11 protein-coding genes are annotated in these 18,057 nt (G+C 55.0%); all 11 read right to left on the bottom strand.

Translation table 11 applies throughout. From position 1 onward, the window contains the following. Nucleotides 1-124 precede the first annotated feature (124 nt). Nucleotides 125-991: an RHS repeat-associated core domain-containing protein gene (locus ONV78_RS25315; protein WP_279507209.1), complete on the bottom strand. Its 867-nt coding sequence runs from the start codon at nucleotides 989-991 to the stop codon at nucleotides 125-127. Nucleotides 992-1,003: 12 nt separating this feature from the next. Then, complete coding sequence (locus ONV78_RS25310; protein WP_279507208.1) at nucleotides 1,004-3,610, bottom strand: hypothetical protein; 2,607 nt, start codon at nucleotides 3,608-3,610, stop codon at nucleotides 1,004-1,006. 1,800 nt (nucleotides 3,611-5,410) lie between these two features. After that, nucleotides 5,411-8,647 carry an EAL domain-containing protein gene (locus ONV78_RS25305; RefSeq protein WP_279507207.1) on the bottom strand — a complete coding sequence of 1,079 codons (3,237 nt, stop codon included), beginning with the start codon at nucleotides 8,645-8,647 and terminating at the stop codon, nucleotides 5,411-5,413. A 49-nt stretch (nucleotides 8,648-8,696) separates the two neighbouring features. After that, entirely contained in the window at nucleotides 8,697-9,749 is a 1,053-nt protein-coding gene (cheB, locus tag ONV78_RS25300; RefSeq protein ID WP_279507206.1) for a chemotaxis-specific protein-glutamate methyltransferase CheB, read from the bottom strand. Between the two features lie 53 nt (nucleotides 9,750-9,802). After that, nucleotides 9,803-12,229: a response regulator gene (locus ONV78_RS25295; protein ID WP_279507205.1), complete on the bottom strand. Its 2,427-nt coding sequence runs from the start codon at nucleotides 12,227-12,229 to the stop codon at nucleotides 9,803-9,805. A gap of 113 nt (nucleotides 12,230-12,342) precedes the next feature. Continuing rightward, nucleotides 12,343-14,088 carry a methyl-accepting chemotaxis protein gene (locus ONV78_RS25290; protein WP_279507204.1) on the bottom strand — a complete coding sequence of 582 codons (1,746 nt, stop codon included), beginning with the start codon at nucleotides 14,086-14,088 and terminating at the stop codon, nucleotides 12,343-12,345. A 3-nt stretch (nucleotides 14,089-14,091) separates the two neighbouring features. After that, nucleotides 14,092-14,694, bottom strand: a complete 603-nt coding sequence (locus tag ONV78_RS25285; protein ID WP_216738387.1) for a chemotaxis protein CheW — start codon at nucleotides 14,692-14,694, stop codon at nucleotides 14,092-14,094. 41 nt (nucleotides 14,695-14,735) lie between these two features. Next, nucleotides 14,736-16,331: a CheR family methyltransferase gene (locus ONV78_RS25280; RefSeq protein WP_279507203.1), complete on the bottom strand. Its 1,596-nt coding sequence runs from the start codon at nucleotides 16,329-16,331 to the stop codon at nucleotides 14,736-14,738. Further along, nucleotides 16,306-16,776, bottom strand: coding sequence for a chemotaxis protein CheW (locus tag ONV78_RS25275; RefSeq protein ID WP_216738385.1), 471 nt, complete (start codon nucleotides 16,774-16,776; stop codon nucleotides 16,306-16,308). The genes ONV78_RS25280 and ONV78_RS25275 overlap by 26 nt, the downstream gene beginning before the upstream one ends. Before the next feature lie 268 nt (nucleotides 16,777-17,044). After that, nucleotides 17,045-17,626: an HAD family hydrolase gene (locus ONV78_RS25270; RefSeq protein WP_279507202.1), complete on the bottom strand. Its 582-nt coding sequence runs from the start codon at nucleotides 17,624-17,626 to the stop codon at nucleotides 17,045-17,047. Nucleotides 17,627-17,704: 78 nt separating this feature from the next. Continuing rightward, on the bottom strand, nucleotides 17,705-18,025 hold the full coding sequence (locus ONV78_RS25265) for a DUF4156 domain-containing protein (RefSeq protein ID WP_164887258.1): 321 nt from the start codon (nucleotides 18,023-18,025) through the stop codon (nucleotides 17,705-17,707). Nucleotides 18,026-18,057 lie beyond the last annotated feature (32 nt).

Here is an 18,057-nt window from a genome sequence, read left to right as displayed (position 1 = left end):
TTCCTTCAAACCACCAAAACCATAGTTATTTTTTCCCAGATTGACGGTGTTGGCTGGATAAACAGCCAACACCTGCCTACGCCCATTCCGTTAAATAGAGTAAATTAACGTTCCTATGCAGGACTCACTGACTCTCCATTTCCTTCTTGTCACCACCTTCTGCAGCTTCAGTGTCAGCTTCATTATCTTTCTCTAGCTGTTTTTCCGTACTATCACCTGCTAGCTTGCCAGCCACCGCTTTTGCCCCTTCTATAAAACCGTCGACTTTCTTAAACTTAACCTCAAGCGCCTTTTCAACCACTTCCGAAGCCACCTCCCCGGCAGCCATACCACCAACCTGACTCTCAGCTGATTCTTCGTTCAAAATTTTATCAGCTACCTCAACTACGTCCTTCACTGTTCCAACAGCTGTATAAGAGGCCGCCTCATCAACAATTCCTAACTGAGTCTCCGCCACCGTCGTCATCGCCTTACCACCCTCTTCATTAGTTTTCCCACTAAGACGCATGCCCAAATAAGTCCCCAGACTATGAGAGCCAAAAGGCTGCATTCCTGTTGGATCTATATACCTATACGGGTTGTTATAGGCATACCCATATCTATTGATATGCTCCCTCCCCCCAGTCAAAGGCCCAACAGGATCCACCCCCATAAATCGTCCTACCAGCGGGTCGTAATACCGGGCGTTCATGTACGTCAGCCCGGTTTTCCCCTCGTCTGGCTTGCCGGTGTAGCCTATGTGCGTGTCATAGGCTTCTTTGGGATTGTCGATCTTCTGCCCGTAGGGCGCATAGTTCTCCCGCCACAACAGGTTTCCATCCTGGTCCGTCGCCGCCACCGGCGAGCCCAGCGCGTCGTTGTGGTAGTAGGTAATCAGGGTTTGCGCGCTGGCGCTCACCGCCAGCAGCGCCGTGACGAACAGCGTCGCCACTTGCAGTAGTACATGGCGCATCGTCGCGCTGGCTATCTTGAACATGGATTTACGTCTCATTACTTGCCTTCCTTAATCCATCAGCAGATAGAACACAGGGACCAGCTTCGCCGCCAAAGGCACATTCAAAGGGTCCTTGGGATCGGTGTCGTTCTGGTATTCCTGCAGGTTGTTGAACCCATCGCCATCAATATCGGCGGCGGCGTCGTTCGCCAACGGGTTCAAACCAAAGCGCAGCTCCCAACCGTCCGGGATGCCGTCATTATCCGTATCCGCGTTTCTCGGACTGGTTCCCGCCTTGACTTCCGCCAGGTTGCTAACGCCGTCGCCGTCGTCATCCGCATAGGCGTCCGCCGGGGTGAATACGTCAAACCCCAGCTGCTGCTCCTGGCAGTCAGTGATCCCGTCGTTGTCAGTGTCTTTCAAAAGACAGGTATCCATCTTGGCGATGGTCTGGCTGTTAAAGCGCACGTAGACTGATTCTTTGTTGCTGATGAAGTCCTGCTCGTACAACAGGTCTCCCGCCTTGTCATGCATCTGATAAATGGCTTTATCGTCATGCACTTCCAACACGCGAATGCCGTCGCCGTCATACAGGTAGTCAATGTTGACCTCGCCATTCTTGATGTTGGTCATCTCATTGGCGTGGTTGTAGGTCATGTTGAAACGGCCGTTGTTTCTGACGTTGCCGTACGCGTCGTAAGAGAAGCTGAAGGCGTTGGCGCCGGTGGTGTTCGCCAGACGATTGTTGCCGTCGTAGTGATACGTCATGGCCCCCAAATTACCCAGGTTTTTGCTCAGCAAGTTGCCTTTAGCGTCATAGCTGAAGCTTCCCGCTCCCCAACGTCCGTTCGCCGACGTCAGTCGATCCAGGCCGTCATAGCCCAGCGCCGTGATGCTGTTCAGGCTATTAACGTTATCAGTAATGGAGGTCACGTTAGCGTTTCCGTCAAAGGTATAGGACAGGTCCATCGCCGTGGTCCTGGCGCCGACGCTTTTAATCCGCTCCACAAACTTACGCGCGTTCAGGGCATAGCTCACCTGTTGGCCATTGCCATAGGTATAGCCTGACATTTGCCCAGTCGGGTAGTAACGAATATTGGAGATAAACTGGCCTACCTGGGTAGGGCGGCCCCAGTCATCCAGGCTGTAGGTCAATGTAGTGTTGTTCGGGTACGTCAACTGATACAGCTGTCCCTGCTGGTTATAGGCGTAATCCAGATTGAACGTAACGTCGTTGACTTTCAGCGTTTCTCTGTCCAGCGCGCCCCATGGCGTGTACGCATAGCTGCGCGTCGACGCGCCTTTAGCCATACTGGTGACACGGCCATTACGATCATAGTCGTAAGCGACGCTGGGCGTGGTCGCCATGCCGCCATTGCCTGCGGGATAACCAATATTAGTAAGGCGGTTCATGGCGTCGTAAGTGAAGGTGATCAGACCTTCTGCGCCCACTTGCTTGCTGCGCGTGTTGCCTGCCGCATCGTAGGAAAACACCACTTTGCCGCGCTCCGGCTCCATCACGCTGCTCATGCGACGAGTTCCCGGTTGGTAGACGTATGTGCGCGTTACGCCGTCCTGAGTGACGGAGGTAATATCGCCGATCTTGTTACGATTGATGCTGGTCACCTGCCGCACCGCGCCAGCGATATCCGCCACGATATACCGATTCTGCAGGTCATCCCACGAGCCGTAGCCCTGCTGCAGATACGCCGTTTTATGGCCGCGCGCATTGGTGATCGTATAAGCGTCGTCAAAACTGTAGCCGCTCAAATAGTTCACGCAGGGGACACCATAGCAGTAGGCCGCCGTGCTATTGTCCGCATTGTTTTTGACCGACGTCACCCGATTCAGCGCATCGTAGGTTTTCACCACGCCCAATGGCTCCGCACTGTTAGCGGACGCATAGGATACAAAGGTTTCGCGCCCGCCTGCGTCGTACTCAGTACGCACATACACTGGATCAATACCTGCGCCGCTTTCTTTCGACAATACCGCGCGGCCCAGTCCGTCCAGCGTGATTTCCTTACGATAGCCTGAACCATCCCGCGTAACAGTGATTCTGTTCGGCTCATACTGATAGTTGCTCGCCGCCAGGCCTGGCGGATCAACCCGCGTAACCCGATTCAGCGCATCGTAACTATAAGAGGTGCGCTGGCCTTCCGCGTCATCCTCCCAAGCAATGGTGCCGGTGGGATTAACAGAGCGAGATATGGATGAGCCGTCTGGATACAGCTCGCTTCCCGCCACACCGCGGAAGTAATTGTTGTAAGAGACCGTTTGTGGGCCGTTGTGGTTGGTGTAGGACTTCGTCGCCAGTTCGCCCGTATTATGGTGGGTAAACGACTCCGTGACGCCATTCGCTGTACGAGACGTGGGCTGACCGTTAGTGTCATAAACAATGGAAGTGACCCAGTTCTCGCCGTTATCGCCTTCCACCTTCTCTTCAGTCAACAAGCCGATCAGTTGCGGCTGGGAGCTGGACCATGTCTGGTGTTTGTACGTATAACGGGTCGTTCGGGTTTTGCCGTTGGTGGTTTCGCTTTTGGTGCGTGGAAAGTAATACTCGTCAAAATCGCTGTACGCAGTAATGAACTTGTTATCCACGGTAGTTTTTACAAGCCTGACAGGAATTGTCTGCGGGTATGCCGCCGCCTTATTACCGTTAGAATCCGCCAAGTAAAATTCGCCTCTTGAAGGCCACTCTTTATAGTCGTATCGGCTTGACTTAAGGAGGGCGCCACTCTTTGAGTCATAAACGTCTTCTTTACTCAGCTTGCCAATAAAAGGGTCCGCTTTTTCCTCTCGACCAAAGTAAGTCCTATCTTTAGATCTATATATATACTGAGACTCTACCCTATAGATATTATTGGAAGAAATTTTCGTAACCAAGCTTGGAGTACTATTAGGATCTAACTTAAAAGTAAAATCCGTTACGAATGGCTCATAACCAGGTATAGATACACTGCGCTCCTTAACCCCCCTGTGCTGCCCCCCCTCAGGGTCTTTCGCTGTGTATATCAGTGTGTAACCGTACCCTATTTCTGCACCAGCGGGCAGAACAATTTTACTTAACTTCCACTTATTATCGTATGTTTGATATTCATATTTCCAACCGAACCCATCAGGTCTAACAACTCTTTCAAGTTGCTCAGGAAGACTACCTCGCCTATAGTTGCTATATTCGTACAACCAAGACTTTTCCTCTCCCCCATAATTCGCTAATATCTTTGACAACCAAAGACTTTTTATACCAAGGGAATTAGAAACCTCTTTATAATCAAATGTAACAACCCTACCATCATTTGATGATATTTTCGTTGGAATTACGAGAGTCCCGTATGATACAGGGTTATTGGGGAAGTTCCCCCTATACTCATATTCAAGATAGTTCCCAAATGCGTCATCTACTCTAGTCGCATACACAGCAACTCGACCAAGTGAGCCTACGAAACCATCGCTATTTTTATTCCTCAGAGCGAAGTCAAACCGATATTTCAGACCATCAGGAGAGTGAGCAATTATTTCTATTTTCGATTTATTAACCGTTGACTCCAACTGCCATCCGCTGTCCCTGTTTATAGAGACCCACTTCCCACTACTTTTATCATTAATAATAGGCTGCTGCTTATAGCCTGGTATCTCAACTATAATCCCATGAACACCAACAAGCTCACTTTTACAACTTCTGTCACAATTATATTCTCTATATTTCAGTGAGACTAACGCTCTAGGAGACTGAATAGTCCATAGCCCCATATTTCCAGGCTGGGATAAAATCTCGTACCTCCGGTAGATATCAATATTGATACCAGCACCAGGCATATGGACATCCTTTACTTGCCAGGACAAGTCTCCAGATATGTTATTTATATTTTCACCTTCGAGGTAATCATACTCACTCTTCGCCAGCTTTAAGTAGTCATACGCTAACGTGTCTTCACCTAGAGCTACAGGTGAAAAAAAGAGAGCATAGAAAAATAAATACAGTCTCTTTTTGATGAGGATCTCTACAAATAAGTACAAATTCATCTTATCGGCCTCACAGTACACTCTCTTAAATCAATTTATTCAAAAACCTACCTGACACCCAATAAAACTCACTATTCTTAGGCAGTTCCACCAAAATAGAACATATCGAAAATTCAACAATCTATTCACTTTCAACTCGGCTACTTTAAAGAGTTATTATTGAATAAAATGCAAACATCGATATTGCGACAAAGTACTTGTCTTTTGATACACAGACCTTAAAAGAAAGGGAGGTAAGGGGCTCGAGACCTACATCCTTATAGCCATTTCCATTCTTATTCGGCAGATATTAGACGAAAAATAACGTTTTGCATAGCCGGAGATTACATAACGTTAACAATCGCGTTTATTTTTTAGACAAAACAGCATTCAAAAAAGAACAGCAACGCCAATACCTTCACACACGCAGTGCATTTCGTTGTTTATAGTTACATAGCTTGAAGCCCATCAACTCCCACTTCGCAATATATCCAACTGCTCTCTCAGCATCTGGTTTTCCCGCGCCAGGTCGCTTTCGCGGAAGGCTTGTTTTACGTTTTCGCGCAGGTGTTCCGAGTTCCAGGGTTTGGTGATGAAGCGGAAGACGGCGCCTTCGTTGATGGCTTCGAGGACTTCTTTAAAGCCACTGTAGCCGCTGAGCACCATGCGGACGGTTCCGGGGTGGATGGCTTTGACTTTGCGCAGCAGGTCTACGCCTTTAATTTCCTTCATGCATTGGTCGGTCACGATGACGTGCATTTCGTGGGCGGCGAGAAGGCGCAGGGCTTCCGCCGTGGTGCGGGCTTCAAAGATGTCGTAGCCTTCGTGGCCAAGTTCGCCACAAACCGCGCGTAATATGGTTTCGTCGTCGTTGACGATCAGTATTCTTCTGGCTTGCGGGCCGTCTTCAATTTCCTTGCGTTTTTTCCCCCATAGATGATCTTCCTGCAGGAAGTGCATGCAGGCGGCGACAGGCAATGGCGGCGAGTAGAAGTAGCCCTGGATGAGGTCACAGCCGGCGCGCACCAGGAAGCTGTATTGCTCGACGGTTTCCACGCCTTCCGCCACGATTTTGATGCCCAGGGTTTTGCCCAGGCCAATGATGGCGCGGATGATGGCGGCTTCCTGCGGATCATCGGTGACATTACGCACAAAACTCTTATCGATCTTGAGCTGATCGAAAGGAAACATCTTGAGGTAACTCAGGGACGAGTATCCGGTGCCGAAGTCGTCCATAGACAATTGCACGCCCATGGCCTTGAGTTGGGTCATGGTGCGCAGCGCCTCTTCCGTGTTGTGCATGACCATGCTTTCCGTCACCTCAATCTTGAGGCAACCGGGCTCAACACCGGATTCCTGTAACACTCTGCGGACCAGTTCAACACAATTAGCGTCCTGGAACTGCCGTGATGACAGGTTGACCGAAACGGGAACGAGCTGCTGTTTCTGATCCCGCCACAGCTTCAGTTGCAGACAGGCGGCGCGCAGCACCCAGGCGTCCACACTGGTGATCAGGCCGGTTTCTTCCGCGATGGGAATAAACTCCAGAGGCGGCACCATGCGGTCGCCCTTGCGCCAGCGCACCAGCGCTTCCAGTCCGACCGCGCCGCCGCCATGAGGGTCCAGTTGCGGCTGGTAGTACAGCTCCAACTCGCCATTTTCGATACCGCGCCGCAGATCCTGCTCCATCTGCACCCGTTTCTGGATCGACTCATTCATTTCCTGGGTGTAGCTGCAAATACGATTGCGCCCCCGCTCCTTGGCCTTGTACATGGCCGTGTCGGCGTTCTTGAGCAAAGTGGAGGCATCTTCGCCGTCTTCCGGATACTGGCAGACGCCAATGCTGGGTGTGACCAATATGTCTTTATCTTTCAGACGACGGGGTTGCGACACCAGTTGTTGTATGCGGTTCAACATCAGTCCTAGAGGATGATCGTGATCCTCCTTGTTCATCAGAATGACAAACTCATCGCCGCCCAGCCGCGCCAGCGTATCGCCCTCCCGCAGACAGCTGCGCAGGGATTCCGCCACCTCTTTCAGCAATTGATCGCCAGTCTCATGGCCCATGCTGTCGTTAATGTACTTAAAGTTATCCAGGTCGAACACCGCCAGAGCGAAGCCCTTGTCGCGCCTCGCCGCAAAAGCGATAGCCTGCTGAATACGGTCATCGAGCAGGTTGCGGTTGGGCAGCCCGGTGAGGTTGTCGTAGTTCGTCTTGTATTCCAGTTGCTCCTGGTACTGAATGGACTCCGTCACATCGTTCATAATGGCGACAAAGTGAGTGACCTCGCCTTTAACATCCGTGACCGGCGCGACTTTCAGCTCATTCCAAAACAACGTGCCGTCCTTGCGGAAGTTCTTCAACAAGGCATAGCCTTCGGTATTGGATTTGAGCGCGCGTTTGATATTCGCGACGCCCATTTGACTGGTTTCTTTGCCGAGCAGGAACAGAAAGTTCCGACCTGTGACGTCTTCCAGGCCGTAGCCTGTGATGCGCTCAAAAGCCGGGTTAGCGTATACGATGGGATGTGCGGGATCGCTTTTGTCAGCGATGATAATGGCGTTCACGCTCGCCTCTATCGCACGATTGCGCAGCTTAAGTTGCTCCTGCGCCCTCTCTTTTTCCAGCATTTCTTCTTTCAAGGCGGATGTGCGCTGCTCCACCAGACTTTCCAGGCTGTCAAACAACCTTGCCCGGCCCAGGGCGACCGAAAACTGATGCCCCAGAGACTGCAACGCCCGCAGAGGCTCCTCCGCCCAGCGCTCACCGCGGGTGCGGGCGACGTTGAGCAAACCAATCAGCTCTCCGCCCAACAACAGCGGAATCGTAGCATGATGATTACCGACGAAACTCCCCTTCATGGCCGGACAATCGGCGATGTCCACCGCGCTGGTCAGCCCATCGTTGAGGACCCCGTGCCGGCAGGGACATTCGCGACTGCATGTATCCAACTGGTCTGCGTTGATGGAGCTACTGCGAAAGCCCGCTAACTTCCAGCCACCCTCGCCTGAATCCGGGTCCACCAGCAATAGCCACGAGGCGACCACATTCGGGAACGACAGCACCTGCCCCAGCCCTTGCTCAATGGTGTCACTTTCCGTGCTGGCCGCGCTCAAACCCGCTGTGAAATGGAACAGGCTGTTGATCAGCGAGTGAGTATGACTCAGCTCTTCATGCTTGGCTTTCAGTTCCCGGTTGAGACGAATGCCCTCTTCGTAGGTGGAAATCAGCAGGTCGAGAATCTGCTGGCGGGCGGAGTTAATGAAGTGGCGCTCTCCATCCAAGATAATTTCGATGCCCATCTTCACCCGCTGGTGATCCCGGTGCTCCAGATTTGCCAGGAAGTAACGGATGCGCGACAGCAGATACTTCTCCTCATAGGGCTTGGTGATGAAGTTATCCGCGCCGGCGATCAGCCCCTGCACCACATCTTTCGGGTCGGTAAGCGTGGTGACCAGAATGACCGGAATGGACTCCGTCTTGGGGTCCGACTTCAGCGTCCGGCATAAAGTGTAACCGTCCATTTCCGGCATCATGATGTCGCTCACGATGATGGTCGGTCTGCGTTCAGCTATGCATTTCAGGGCCTGTACGCCGTTTTCCGCAACTGTGACAGAGCAACTATTCTGCTCCAGCAGCATTTGCAGTTGCAGGGCTTGAGTCAGGCTGTCCTCGACAATGAGAATTTCTGTTCCTGTTAACATCACTTCAACTCTCTTGTTGTATTCTCCGCGACCTTGTTGCATACACAAATCAGACGCAGCTTTGTACCGGTAGTTCGTTTAGTAGCGCCGCGATGCGCGGGGGACTCAATACGTGCCGGGCTGCGCCCAGCTTCACCGCCTCCCCCGGCATGCCGTTCACTACGACCGTGGCGGGGTCCTGCGCAATGGTCAGGGCTCCCAGCCGATGCAGTTCCGCCATTTCCGCAGCGCCGTCGCGCCCCATCCCCGACAGCAACACGACCACCGCGTTCCTGCCGAAGTTTTTGGCGACGCTGCTGAACAGATGCGACACGGACGGGCAAAGCGTCTCGTCGCGATTCCCGTTCACCAGACTGATGCGACAGGACCGATCCACCTCCATGTGGCAACCGTCCGGCGCCAGATAAACCCGTCCCCGCTCAGCGCGCTCGCCGAATTCGCCAATGCTGACCGGGAGCGCCGACACCTGGTTGAGCCACTCGCAAAAGCTGGTCAAAAAGCCTGGCGATATGTGCTGCACTACAAGCACCGGACAAGACGTATCCCGCGACATCCCATGCAGCAGCTCCTTTAACGCCACCGGACCGCCAGTAGAGGCGCCGATCGCGATCACGCCCGGCTGAATGCTCTCATGATCCTGATCCAGCCCCACCGAGGGCGGCGGTCGCGCCGCAACGCGCTTTTCGTCGCGGCGATACCGTCTGACCACTTTGACTTCGCTGATAAGACGAATGGTCCTCACCAAGCTTTCCGCGTCCCGTTCAAAGTCCGGATGGCCGGGGCCTTGCGGCTTTGGCGTGACGGTAATGGCGCCAGCCTCCAGCACCTGCATGGCGGTTACCGCGTCTCCCAGACTGTAACTGGCGGTCACCACCACAATCGGCGTCGGGTATTCCTCCATAATTCTTCGCGACGCTTCCAGCCCATCCATGACCGGCATGTGAATGTCCATGGTGATCACATCCGGTTTGCGTCTGGCGATACTGCGCAGCGCTTCCGCGCCATTCGACGCTTCACCGATCACCCGCATGCCGCCTTCTTCAATGATGTGGCGCAGCAGCTGTCTGATAACAGGCGAGTCATCCACTATCAACACATCCATCGTTGTCACCTCTTTCCCATTGTTAACGGGCCATCCTGCGCCCGCCCCTGCAATCAGAGCAGCTGGCGAATAATCTCCAGCAAATTGGCCTGATCAAAACCGCTTTTTACGATATAGGCGTTAGCGCCCGCCTCCATGCCCCGCTCTTTGTCCTCAGGGCTCTGCAAGGCGGTGACCAACACCACCGGCAACTCCGCGAAGCGGCGGTCAGCGCGCACCTTCGCCGTCAATCCAAACCCATCCAGGCGAGGCATTTCGATATCCGACACCATGAGGTCGAACGCGCCGTGCTTTAGCGCTTCCCATGCGTCAACGCCATCGTTGGCGGTTACGGCTTCATAGCCGGCGCTCTCCAGAATGGTTTTCAATAATCCCCGCGACGTGACGGAGTCTTCCGCAATTAAAATGCGCTTGCGCCGACGCAGCTCCTCCATGTCCCCCACCTGTAGCGGCGCGGAATCCGTATTGCAGGCGCTTTTATAGAGATCGAACGGATGCAGAATAGGCACGATGCGGCCATCGCCCATCTGCGTGGCGCCGAGAATATTGCGCACGCGCAATAGCTGCGAGCCCAATGGCTTGATAATCACTTCGTGATCGCCGATAACTTCATCCACCATCAGTCCAAAGCGATCGCCATTGACGTTCATCACCGCCACTTGCGCGCAGACGCCCTTGTCCGGCGCGGAAACGGAGGTCGTCAGTCCGAGAATATCCGACAGCCGCCACAGCGGATTAGCTTCGTTATGCAAGGTAAAGGACAGCCGGTTCTCCACGCTTTTAATTTCTTCCTGGGGCAGACGCAGCACCCGCTCCACCGCCTGCGCTGGAATCGCCATCAACTGGTCTTCCACCCGCACCAACAACGCCCGGTAGGTCGCCATGCTGGTCGGCGCCTGCAGCGTGATGGTGGACCCGCTTCCGGGCGTCGTTTCCAAGAGAATGCGGCCGCCCAGGCGCTCTACTTTCTCGCGAACGATGGCCAGCCCCAAACCGCGTCCGGACAGGTCCGTTATGATGCTGCTGGTGGACACACCGGAAGAGAACGCCAGTTGCGCCGCGTCTTTGTCGCTCATCGCGGCGGCTTTGTCTTCATCCAATACTTTCTGAGCGATGGCTTTGGCCTTCAGCCTGGCGGGGTCGAAACCCAGTCCGTCATCGCGAATTCGCACCTCAAACAGGCCGGCGTTTTCCTGCATGAAATCCAGTTCGATTTGCGCACATTCCGGCTTGCCCATCTCACGGCGACGCGCAGGCGTCTCCACGCCATGATCGACAGCGTTGCGCAACATGTGTTGTAGCGGACTCTTCAACTCATCCAGTACGCGTTTGTCCACTTGCAGACTTTCTCCCGAGTAGCGCATCTGCACTTTTTTGCCTAGGGAATCCGCAATCTCCTGCACCATGGCCGGCAGGCCTTCCACTAACACAGAACAGGGCAACAGCAGTACCGCCTGCATCTGCGCATGCATGCCGTCCGCCACTGTAGCAACGCCTCTGGCGACTTTTTCGGAGGTTTTCGCTAACTGACTGAGCCGGTATTCCCACTGCCCAAGGAAGTCTGACGCCCAGGCGCTGAAATCAATCAGGGTCTGCTGTTCTCGCTCTATCGATAACAGCAGCTGGTCGTGACTCGCCTGCCGTTCTGCTTCGTGCTCGATATGCGTCCGCAACTGACGGGCGGCAGTGGTGATTTCGTGGCGATGCTTACGCCATTCCGTGAATCCGGCTACCGCTTCTTTCAACATTAAACAGGCTTGCGTCGCCTCCAGCTTGGCTTGCTGCAAGTCCTCGACCTGATACATCAGCTCATCCAGATGCTCCGCCTTGATACGCAGCATGCCGTTGTTCCCCGCCAGCCCGGTCAGCTCTGTTGGCCGCTGTCGCAGCATTGGCTGGGTGGTCTCATCCGACGATACGGCCTCGTTTGTCTGCGCAGCCTCTTCCTCTGACAGATCAGAAGAAACTGTAGGGGTAATGGGAGTGGTTTCAATTTGAGGAGGGATGTCTTGGGGTTCTTCCTGTACGGGCGGAGGCTCAGCGTCGCTCGACGCCGAGTCCTGAGCCAAACTCTCAGTGGGAGCCGAACCCGCCAAATCCTCGCCCCGTTCAATGCGCCGGCAAAAGTCCGAAAGTTGATCATTAGGGATGGCTGCCGCGTCCGCCATTAACTGTCGCAACAGACCATGGCACTTTCGGTTGACGCTGAGCTGCATCTCGCTGACGCCAGCGCCGCTGCGTTTGATATCGGCGAGCAGGGTTTCCCAGGCCTGACAGAGTTTCTCCACGGCTCCCAGGGATACCGCCCTGGCGGCGCCTTTCAGGCTATGCACTTCCCGGAATACGCTTTCCACCAGCGCGGCGTCATAGGCGTCAGCAGGCATGGCGAAAGCATCCGCCAGAATCCGCATGCGATCGCCGGCTTCCATCCGGAAAGCCTCCAGCAACCGCTTCTTCAGCGCCTCATTTCTGTCCTGCATACTTCTTTCCACCCCGCATGGCCGACGGAAAACTCCGTTCCGCTATGTCGCCTAAACTTCCGCCACGAAAAAGTCTTTTCCAAAGCTTCAACTCAGCGCGCCTCCTGTATTGCTCAGGCATTGAACTGCGCAATCCGGTTCTGCATGCGCAACCCCAATTGATGCAGATTGCGCGCCGCCTGTTCCGCCTGCTTGGTGCCCTCCACATTGTCCTGACTGGCCTTTTTGATGCTCTCCATAGCGCTCGCCACCTGATCCATTCCCACCAGTTGCTGCTGGCTGGAGGCTGCAATCTGTAGCGCTGCGCCTGACGATTCTTCAATACTGTCCGTCAACATGCGGATGGCGTCTCCTGACAGCTGGGCCTGCTGGTAACCGCCATCCACCGCCTTGCTGCTTTGTTCCGCCACCATAACGGCCTTATTCATGGCCCGCTGGATATCATTGAGGATATTACGCACCTGGCCGGTGGCCTGTTTGGACTGATCCGCCAGGGTTTTCACTTCCTGCGCCACCACTGAAAAGCCACGCCCCTGTTCGCCTGACTTGACCGCTTCAATGGATGCGTTGACGCCCAACAGGTTGGACTGTTCCGCCAGATCGTTAACCGTGGCGACAATCTCCGCAATGGCCTGACTCTGCTCACTCAGGCGCACGATGCTTTCCGCCACGGCGTGCATCTGCTGCCGGATCTGGCTCATGCTGTCCTGGGTCGCCTCCACCGCTTTACGTCCATCCTGGGACACCTGCAGGGTGCGTTGCGCGGCTTCGGTGACATGTTTGGCTTTCTGGTTGGAGACGCTCGCCGTCTGTTTGACTTCTTCCACGGTGGTGGTGATCTCACTGATGGCGGTGGCGGTTTCCTGGGCGCTGGAGGCGACCTGCCCGGTTGACGCCATAATTTCCTGACTGGCGGTGGAAAGCACCGCCACCCCTTCTTTCAGGTCTGCGGTGAGGCTCTGCAAATTGCCGATCATGGCGGAAAACGCATTGCCTAAAATGTCACGCTCGGAACGCGGCGTGACCGTGACGGTCAAATCTCCTTTGGCGATGGCTTCGGAAGTTTTCGCCAGTTCGCGCAGATTTTCCCCCATACGACTGAAGGCCTGACTCAGCATGCCCACTTCGTCTTCCCGCCTTTCGAACTCCCTGCCGTACATCAGGTCTCCCTCCGCAATCTGTTCCGCCCATTGCGTCAAATCAGACAGAGGGCCTGCAATTGATCGAGAGGTTAACCACACGACGGCCGTCATTAGCGCGAGTATGGCGGCAATGACGATCATAATGGTCTGCCGCTGCCCTTCCACCGTGGCTTCAGACTGAGCCAGCGCCTGTTGAATGCTGTGCTCGCCCAGGTTGATAATCCGGTCGCCCAGTTCTCTTACCTGGGCGATGCGCTCCGCCTGCTCATTGGTCAATATGGTCGCAGCAGCGTCATAATCACCGGACGCTATCAGCGGAATAATCGTTTTCTCCCTGGCGCTGGCGAAGGCCATCCACTGATCCCGCAGTTTATGCAGCAAACCCTGAGTCTCACTGGCGCGCACCGCAGCGCCACTCAACTCGCCCAGCAGCTTTTCCCCCTCCAGGCTGTTGCGCTTAACCTCATCCAGCAACCCGCCGCCGGAGCCCCGTTGCACCACCATTTTCAACATCAACGCCCGGTTCTCGTTGATATTGATCATTAAGTCCTTGATGCGCATGTGCTGGGTGAACTGTTCATCGAAAATTTTCTGTTGCGACTGCTGAACCTGCTGCAGCCCCTGGAAAGCAATGATCAAGGCCCCCACGACTATTACTGCAATGAAGCTGAAAGCCAGAATCAGCTTGTTGGCGGTCTTCAGGTTGCGATAGAACATATCCTATATCCTGTCGTTGACGATCAGTCGGGCGTCGTGAAGTAACTTGTACGCATCCAGCACCGCCCAGTGGGAGGGAGTCACCCCCAGCAGATACTCTTTGCGCACGCCGCTCAGGTGTTCAAGCCGGGTGTTCAGGCGCTTTCGCGACAATACGCGAATGCCGGCGACCCGGTCGGTCAGCAGTCCGAATTCACGGCCTTCCTGGGACAAAACAACGACAGAGTTACGATCCGAAAGGCCTTTCAACGGCAGATCGAAAAACACGCGAAGGTCTAACACTGATACGATGCGCCCACGCACGCCGATCACTCCCAATACATAAGGAGGCGTACAGGGAATGGGCGTCGGCGGCTTCAGCGGCACGACTTCCGCAATAAACTCCGGCTCCAGGGCGTAGATTTCCTGAGCCAGCTCAAACACCAGCGCTTCCATGCGATCCGACTCGTCTTCTTCCTTCTCCGGCTCCGCCAACTCCCGCGCACGCTCCTGCAGCCGCGCTCTGGCGGAATCCGGCGAGGGATTGAATTCATTCGCCAGAAACTGCTCCACCTGCTGCAGATTACGTTTTAACGCTTCCCAGTCGGTGTATGTTGAACCTTTCAACTCTGCTCTCCTTCCTTACAATCCTTCGGGCGCAATGCGTTTCACTTGATATCGCCGGCGATGTCGTCAAACGCGCCTCGCACCAGTTCCAGCAGATCTCCCGCCGTCAGTCCTTCCCCTTCCTCCAGTGGCTGCTCCGGCGCCACAGACGCCAGCAGCTCCCTACAATTTCGTAAACAGCGCACAGCGCGCTCAGGTTGACCCAATCGCAGACACAAAATGCCGCTGAGATAGTGAGCCATAATGAAATCCGGTTGCAGATAGATCACCCGGGTCAACGCCTCCAACGCCTGGCGACGTTCGGAACGCCCAATATGCAGAGACGCCAGCAGCCAATAGGCGGCTGGCTGTAAACGATCCAGCCGAATCGCCTGATTGGCCCAGTCTTCCGCATCCTGCAAGCGATTACGGTTGGCGTGGCTGCGGGCGATGAGTATGGCGGCGTCCGCCTGCTGACGCAGCGACAGGCCTGGGCGAGCGGTAAAGCGTTGCAAGTGTTGCACGGCGGAATCATAGTCGCCTTCGCTATAGGCTTCTTGTCCCCGGAGCCAGTCATTGTCCGCATCGGAGGCCTGCTGCTCTCGCGAGACGACTTTCTTTTCCGGAGTATTTGATACAACAGACGCCGCCACCGAGATATCCACGGCGGTGGCGCGCCAGGCGTGCTGCTCAATCCGTCCCGAAAGCGCATTCGCCGCTTGCGGGCTTGGGCAGGCGGGTTCTGACGAGGCGTCACGCCAACGCGGCTCATCTCCCTGCCGCCGCAGACATACCGCTTCTGGCCAGTTGTGCACTTTCTTGCCCGCCCATTGGCAGATCACACTTTCCACTGGCGATAACAGCAACACCCCACCCGGACTCAGGGAGCGCTGCAAACGATCCAGCACCGCCGCCGCTTGCGAGGGGGAGAAATACATCAGCACGTTGCGACACAAGATCACGTCACAGTCGCACAATCCTCGTTTCTCATCGGGAAAAACCGACTGCGCCAGATTCAATTGAAAGAATTCGACACGCCGCCGGAAGCGATCATGAATCGTCCACTGATTGGCGCCGCTCTGACTGAAATAACGGGCGCGCCACTGCGGGTCGACCTGCCGGAAAGACCAGGCGCTGTAACTGCCGCTTCGCGCTTTCTCCACAAACTCCGCCACCAGATCCGTGGCCATCAGTTCAACATTCCAGTCACGCATGTCGGGCAGCAAGCCTTCCAACAGAATCGCAAGGCTATAGGCTTCCTCGCCGCTACAGCAGCCTGCGCTCCAGATGCGCAAACGTTTCTGACCAGCGCGGCGACGTTGATCCAGCAAAGGAATGAGAAAGTGATGAATCAGGTGCTGATAACAGGCGGGATCGCGTAAAAAATAGGTCTCGCCCACCGCCAGCTCCGAAGCCAGACGTACTTTTTGCGCTGCGTCGATCTGGTCATACAGTAGCGCGCGGGCGAAGGCGGCGGGTTCATCGTAGCCAAGGTCCAGGGCGGCCAGTTTGAGATGTCGCTCCAGATCGGACCAGCGTTCCTGAGGATAATGCAGCCCCCAAAGCTCATTAATCTTCCACTGGCAGGCCGACAACAGATCAGGGCTGAGCGCATTGGGCAGGGTCACAGCGTCACTCATCATGCTCAGCAAGCGCATACGCCAGTTCCTCTTTTTCCCTGAGGTTGAGCAAGGTGTCGGGATCATTAATATAAAGCACGCCATCTGGAAGACAGACGACGCCCTTCAGCACCGGAGGTCGTTCCGGAATCTCTGCGCCGTCCAACATGCTGGAGCGAGGAAATACACTGACGCCATCAACGCTATCGCAGGTTAGAATCAAGTCCATGGCGTCGGCGCTCACCCACAGGAAGCGATCCTCCAGCGCCGTGGCCCGCGATGGCAATCCCAGACGCAATCGCAAATCCGCAACCGGCACCGGGCGACCGCGCATATTCAATACGCCGCATATCACCCTCGGTCCTGATGGCAACGGATTGATCGCCGCCGCCCTGAACACCTTCCTGACTCGCGCCAATTCAACTGCGTAAGGCCTGTCGTCCAAACGAAAGACAAGCAGCTGAATGTCCTCCCCGCCCTGCATAGCAATTCTCCCTGCACTGTCTTATCAACAATAGACCTCTCCAGGCGTATTTACCAAACCCGGAACGCGCCTATTTAGCGCCATAACTCCATTGCAAAGGGGGCGGCGGACGGCGAAGCCCGGTATGAAGCGGACCGCTATGTATAGTGAGACGTAATGGCGTTACTGGCGACGCAAGCGGCGCGCCACGAGCGGGTTAAACAAAAATAATGCCTGACGTCAGAGAGTCTAAACCGTCATGACCTGAGGAGAGGATTATTGGGGCGTGTCAGCGACGGGGCGATAATTCATCAAAGGCGCGGATCACGCAGTCTGCGTGTTCCTGATAGATATGATTACGTTCATTCAGGTAAAGACAGGCGATCATGTTGGCGTTGCGGGCCGCCTGCAGGTCAAAGATATAGTCGCCGACATAGATCAGGTCGCCGCAGGCCAGACCCCAAGTCTCGGCGATGCGCAGCAGCCCTTCAGGGTGCGGCTTGGGTTTGCAATCTTCGCGGGTCAAGGCCAGCTCGACGGGAATGCCCAGCGCCTCAATAGCGATCCGGGTGGCTTCCCGCATATTGCGGGTCAGAATCGCCACCGGAATATCCAGCTCCCGCAGCGACATCAGCAGTTCTTTCGCTCCTGGCATCCAGGTCGCCGCACGCGCTCCGGCGATTTCATGGGCTTCCACCACCGCCCAGGCCTGGGCGACAGTGTCCGGATCATCCAGCGTCTCCAGGTGCTCAAGAATGGGCTTTCCTTCAGGAAAACCCAGCTCTCGCCGCATGGCGTCAAAGTCCAGACGGGAATCCACCAAGGTGCCGTCCAGATCGAAGATAAATCCTTTAACGCCGCTGAGGTTCATAAGACGCAATCCTGACGGAATTATCCGTTCAAAGCCCGCTGGACGCCGCTCGCTCAGCAACCGGCGTCAGAATACGGATCAGTAAGGGCACTGATAGATAGCGAAACGCTGACGTCCGTCGATGGAGATTTCACTGTCGGGAACGACGGTATTGCCGCCCAGAGACGCCGCTTCGTTACGCGCCAGCGTGGACAACTCTTCGAAAATGACTTTTTCGTCGCGGCTCAGGATACCCACGCGGCTGACGCCGTTGGAGGTGGTCGTGCCCAGTTTCTGGCAGTTCGCCACTTCATTTCTCTTGGCCACCTTGACGGTTTCGCCTTCCGGCGTCAGAGAAACCCACGAACACCCGGAGGCCATTAAGGTTGTCGCAATCAATACTAACGTTGCTTTTCTCATCTTCTCTTCCATATTTTTCAGAATGTTAGAGT

It is taken from the genome of Hahella sp. CR1 (assembly GCF_029813005.1).
In the GTDB taxonomy this organism is placed as follows: domain Bacteria; phylum Pseudomonadota; class Gammaproteobacteria; order Pseudomonadales; family Oleiphilaceae; genus Hahella.
Note: the sequence above shows the minus strand (reverse complement) of the source record. Positions and strands in the feature narration are given on the sequence as shown.

What these genes read in the sequence shown, in the direction of transcription:
- ONV78_RS25315 (WP_279507209.1), bottom strand. Translation starts at nt 991, where the DNA reads ATGAGACGTAAATCCATGTTCAAGATAGCCAGCGCGACGATGCGCCAT.
- ONV78_RS25265 (WP_164887258.1), bottom strand. Translation starts at nt 18,025, where the DNA reads ATGAGAAAAGCAACGTTAGTATTGATTGCGACAACCTTAATGGCCTCC.
- cheB (WP_279507206.1), bottom strand. Translation starts at nt 9,749, where the DNA reads ATGGATGTGTTGATAGTGGATGACTCGCCTGTTATCAGACAGCTGCTG.
- ONV78_RS25290 (WP_279507204.1), bottom strand. Translation starts at nt 14,088, where the DNA reads ATGTTCTATCGCAACCTGAAGACCGCCAACAAGCTGATTCTGGCTTTC.
- ONV78_RS25270 (WP_279507202.1), bottom strand. Translation starts at nt 17,626, where the DNA reads ATGAACCTCAGCGGCGTTAAAGGATTTATCTTCGATCTGGACGGCACC.
- ONV78_RS25275 (WP_216738385.1), bottom strand. Translation starts at nt 16,776, where the DNA reads ATGCAGGGCGGGGAGGACATTCAGCTGCTTGTCTTTCGTTTGGACGAC.
- ONV78_RS25305 (WP_279507207.1), bottom strand. Translation starts at nt 8,647, where the DNA reads ATGTTAACAGGAACAGAAATTCTCATTGTCGAGGACAGCCTGACTCAA.
- ONV78_RS25295 (WP_279507205.1), bottom strand. Translation starts at nt 12,229, where the DNA reads ATGCAGGACAGAAATGAGGCGCTGAAGAAGCGGTTGCTGGAGGCTTTC.
- ONV78_RS25280 (WP_279507203.1), bottom strand. Translation starts at nt 16,331, where the DNA reads ATGCGCTTGCTGAGCATGATGAGTGACGCTGTGACCCTGCCCAATGCG.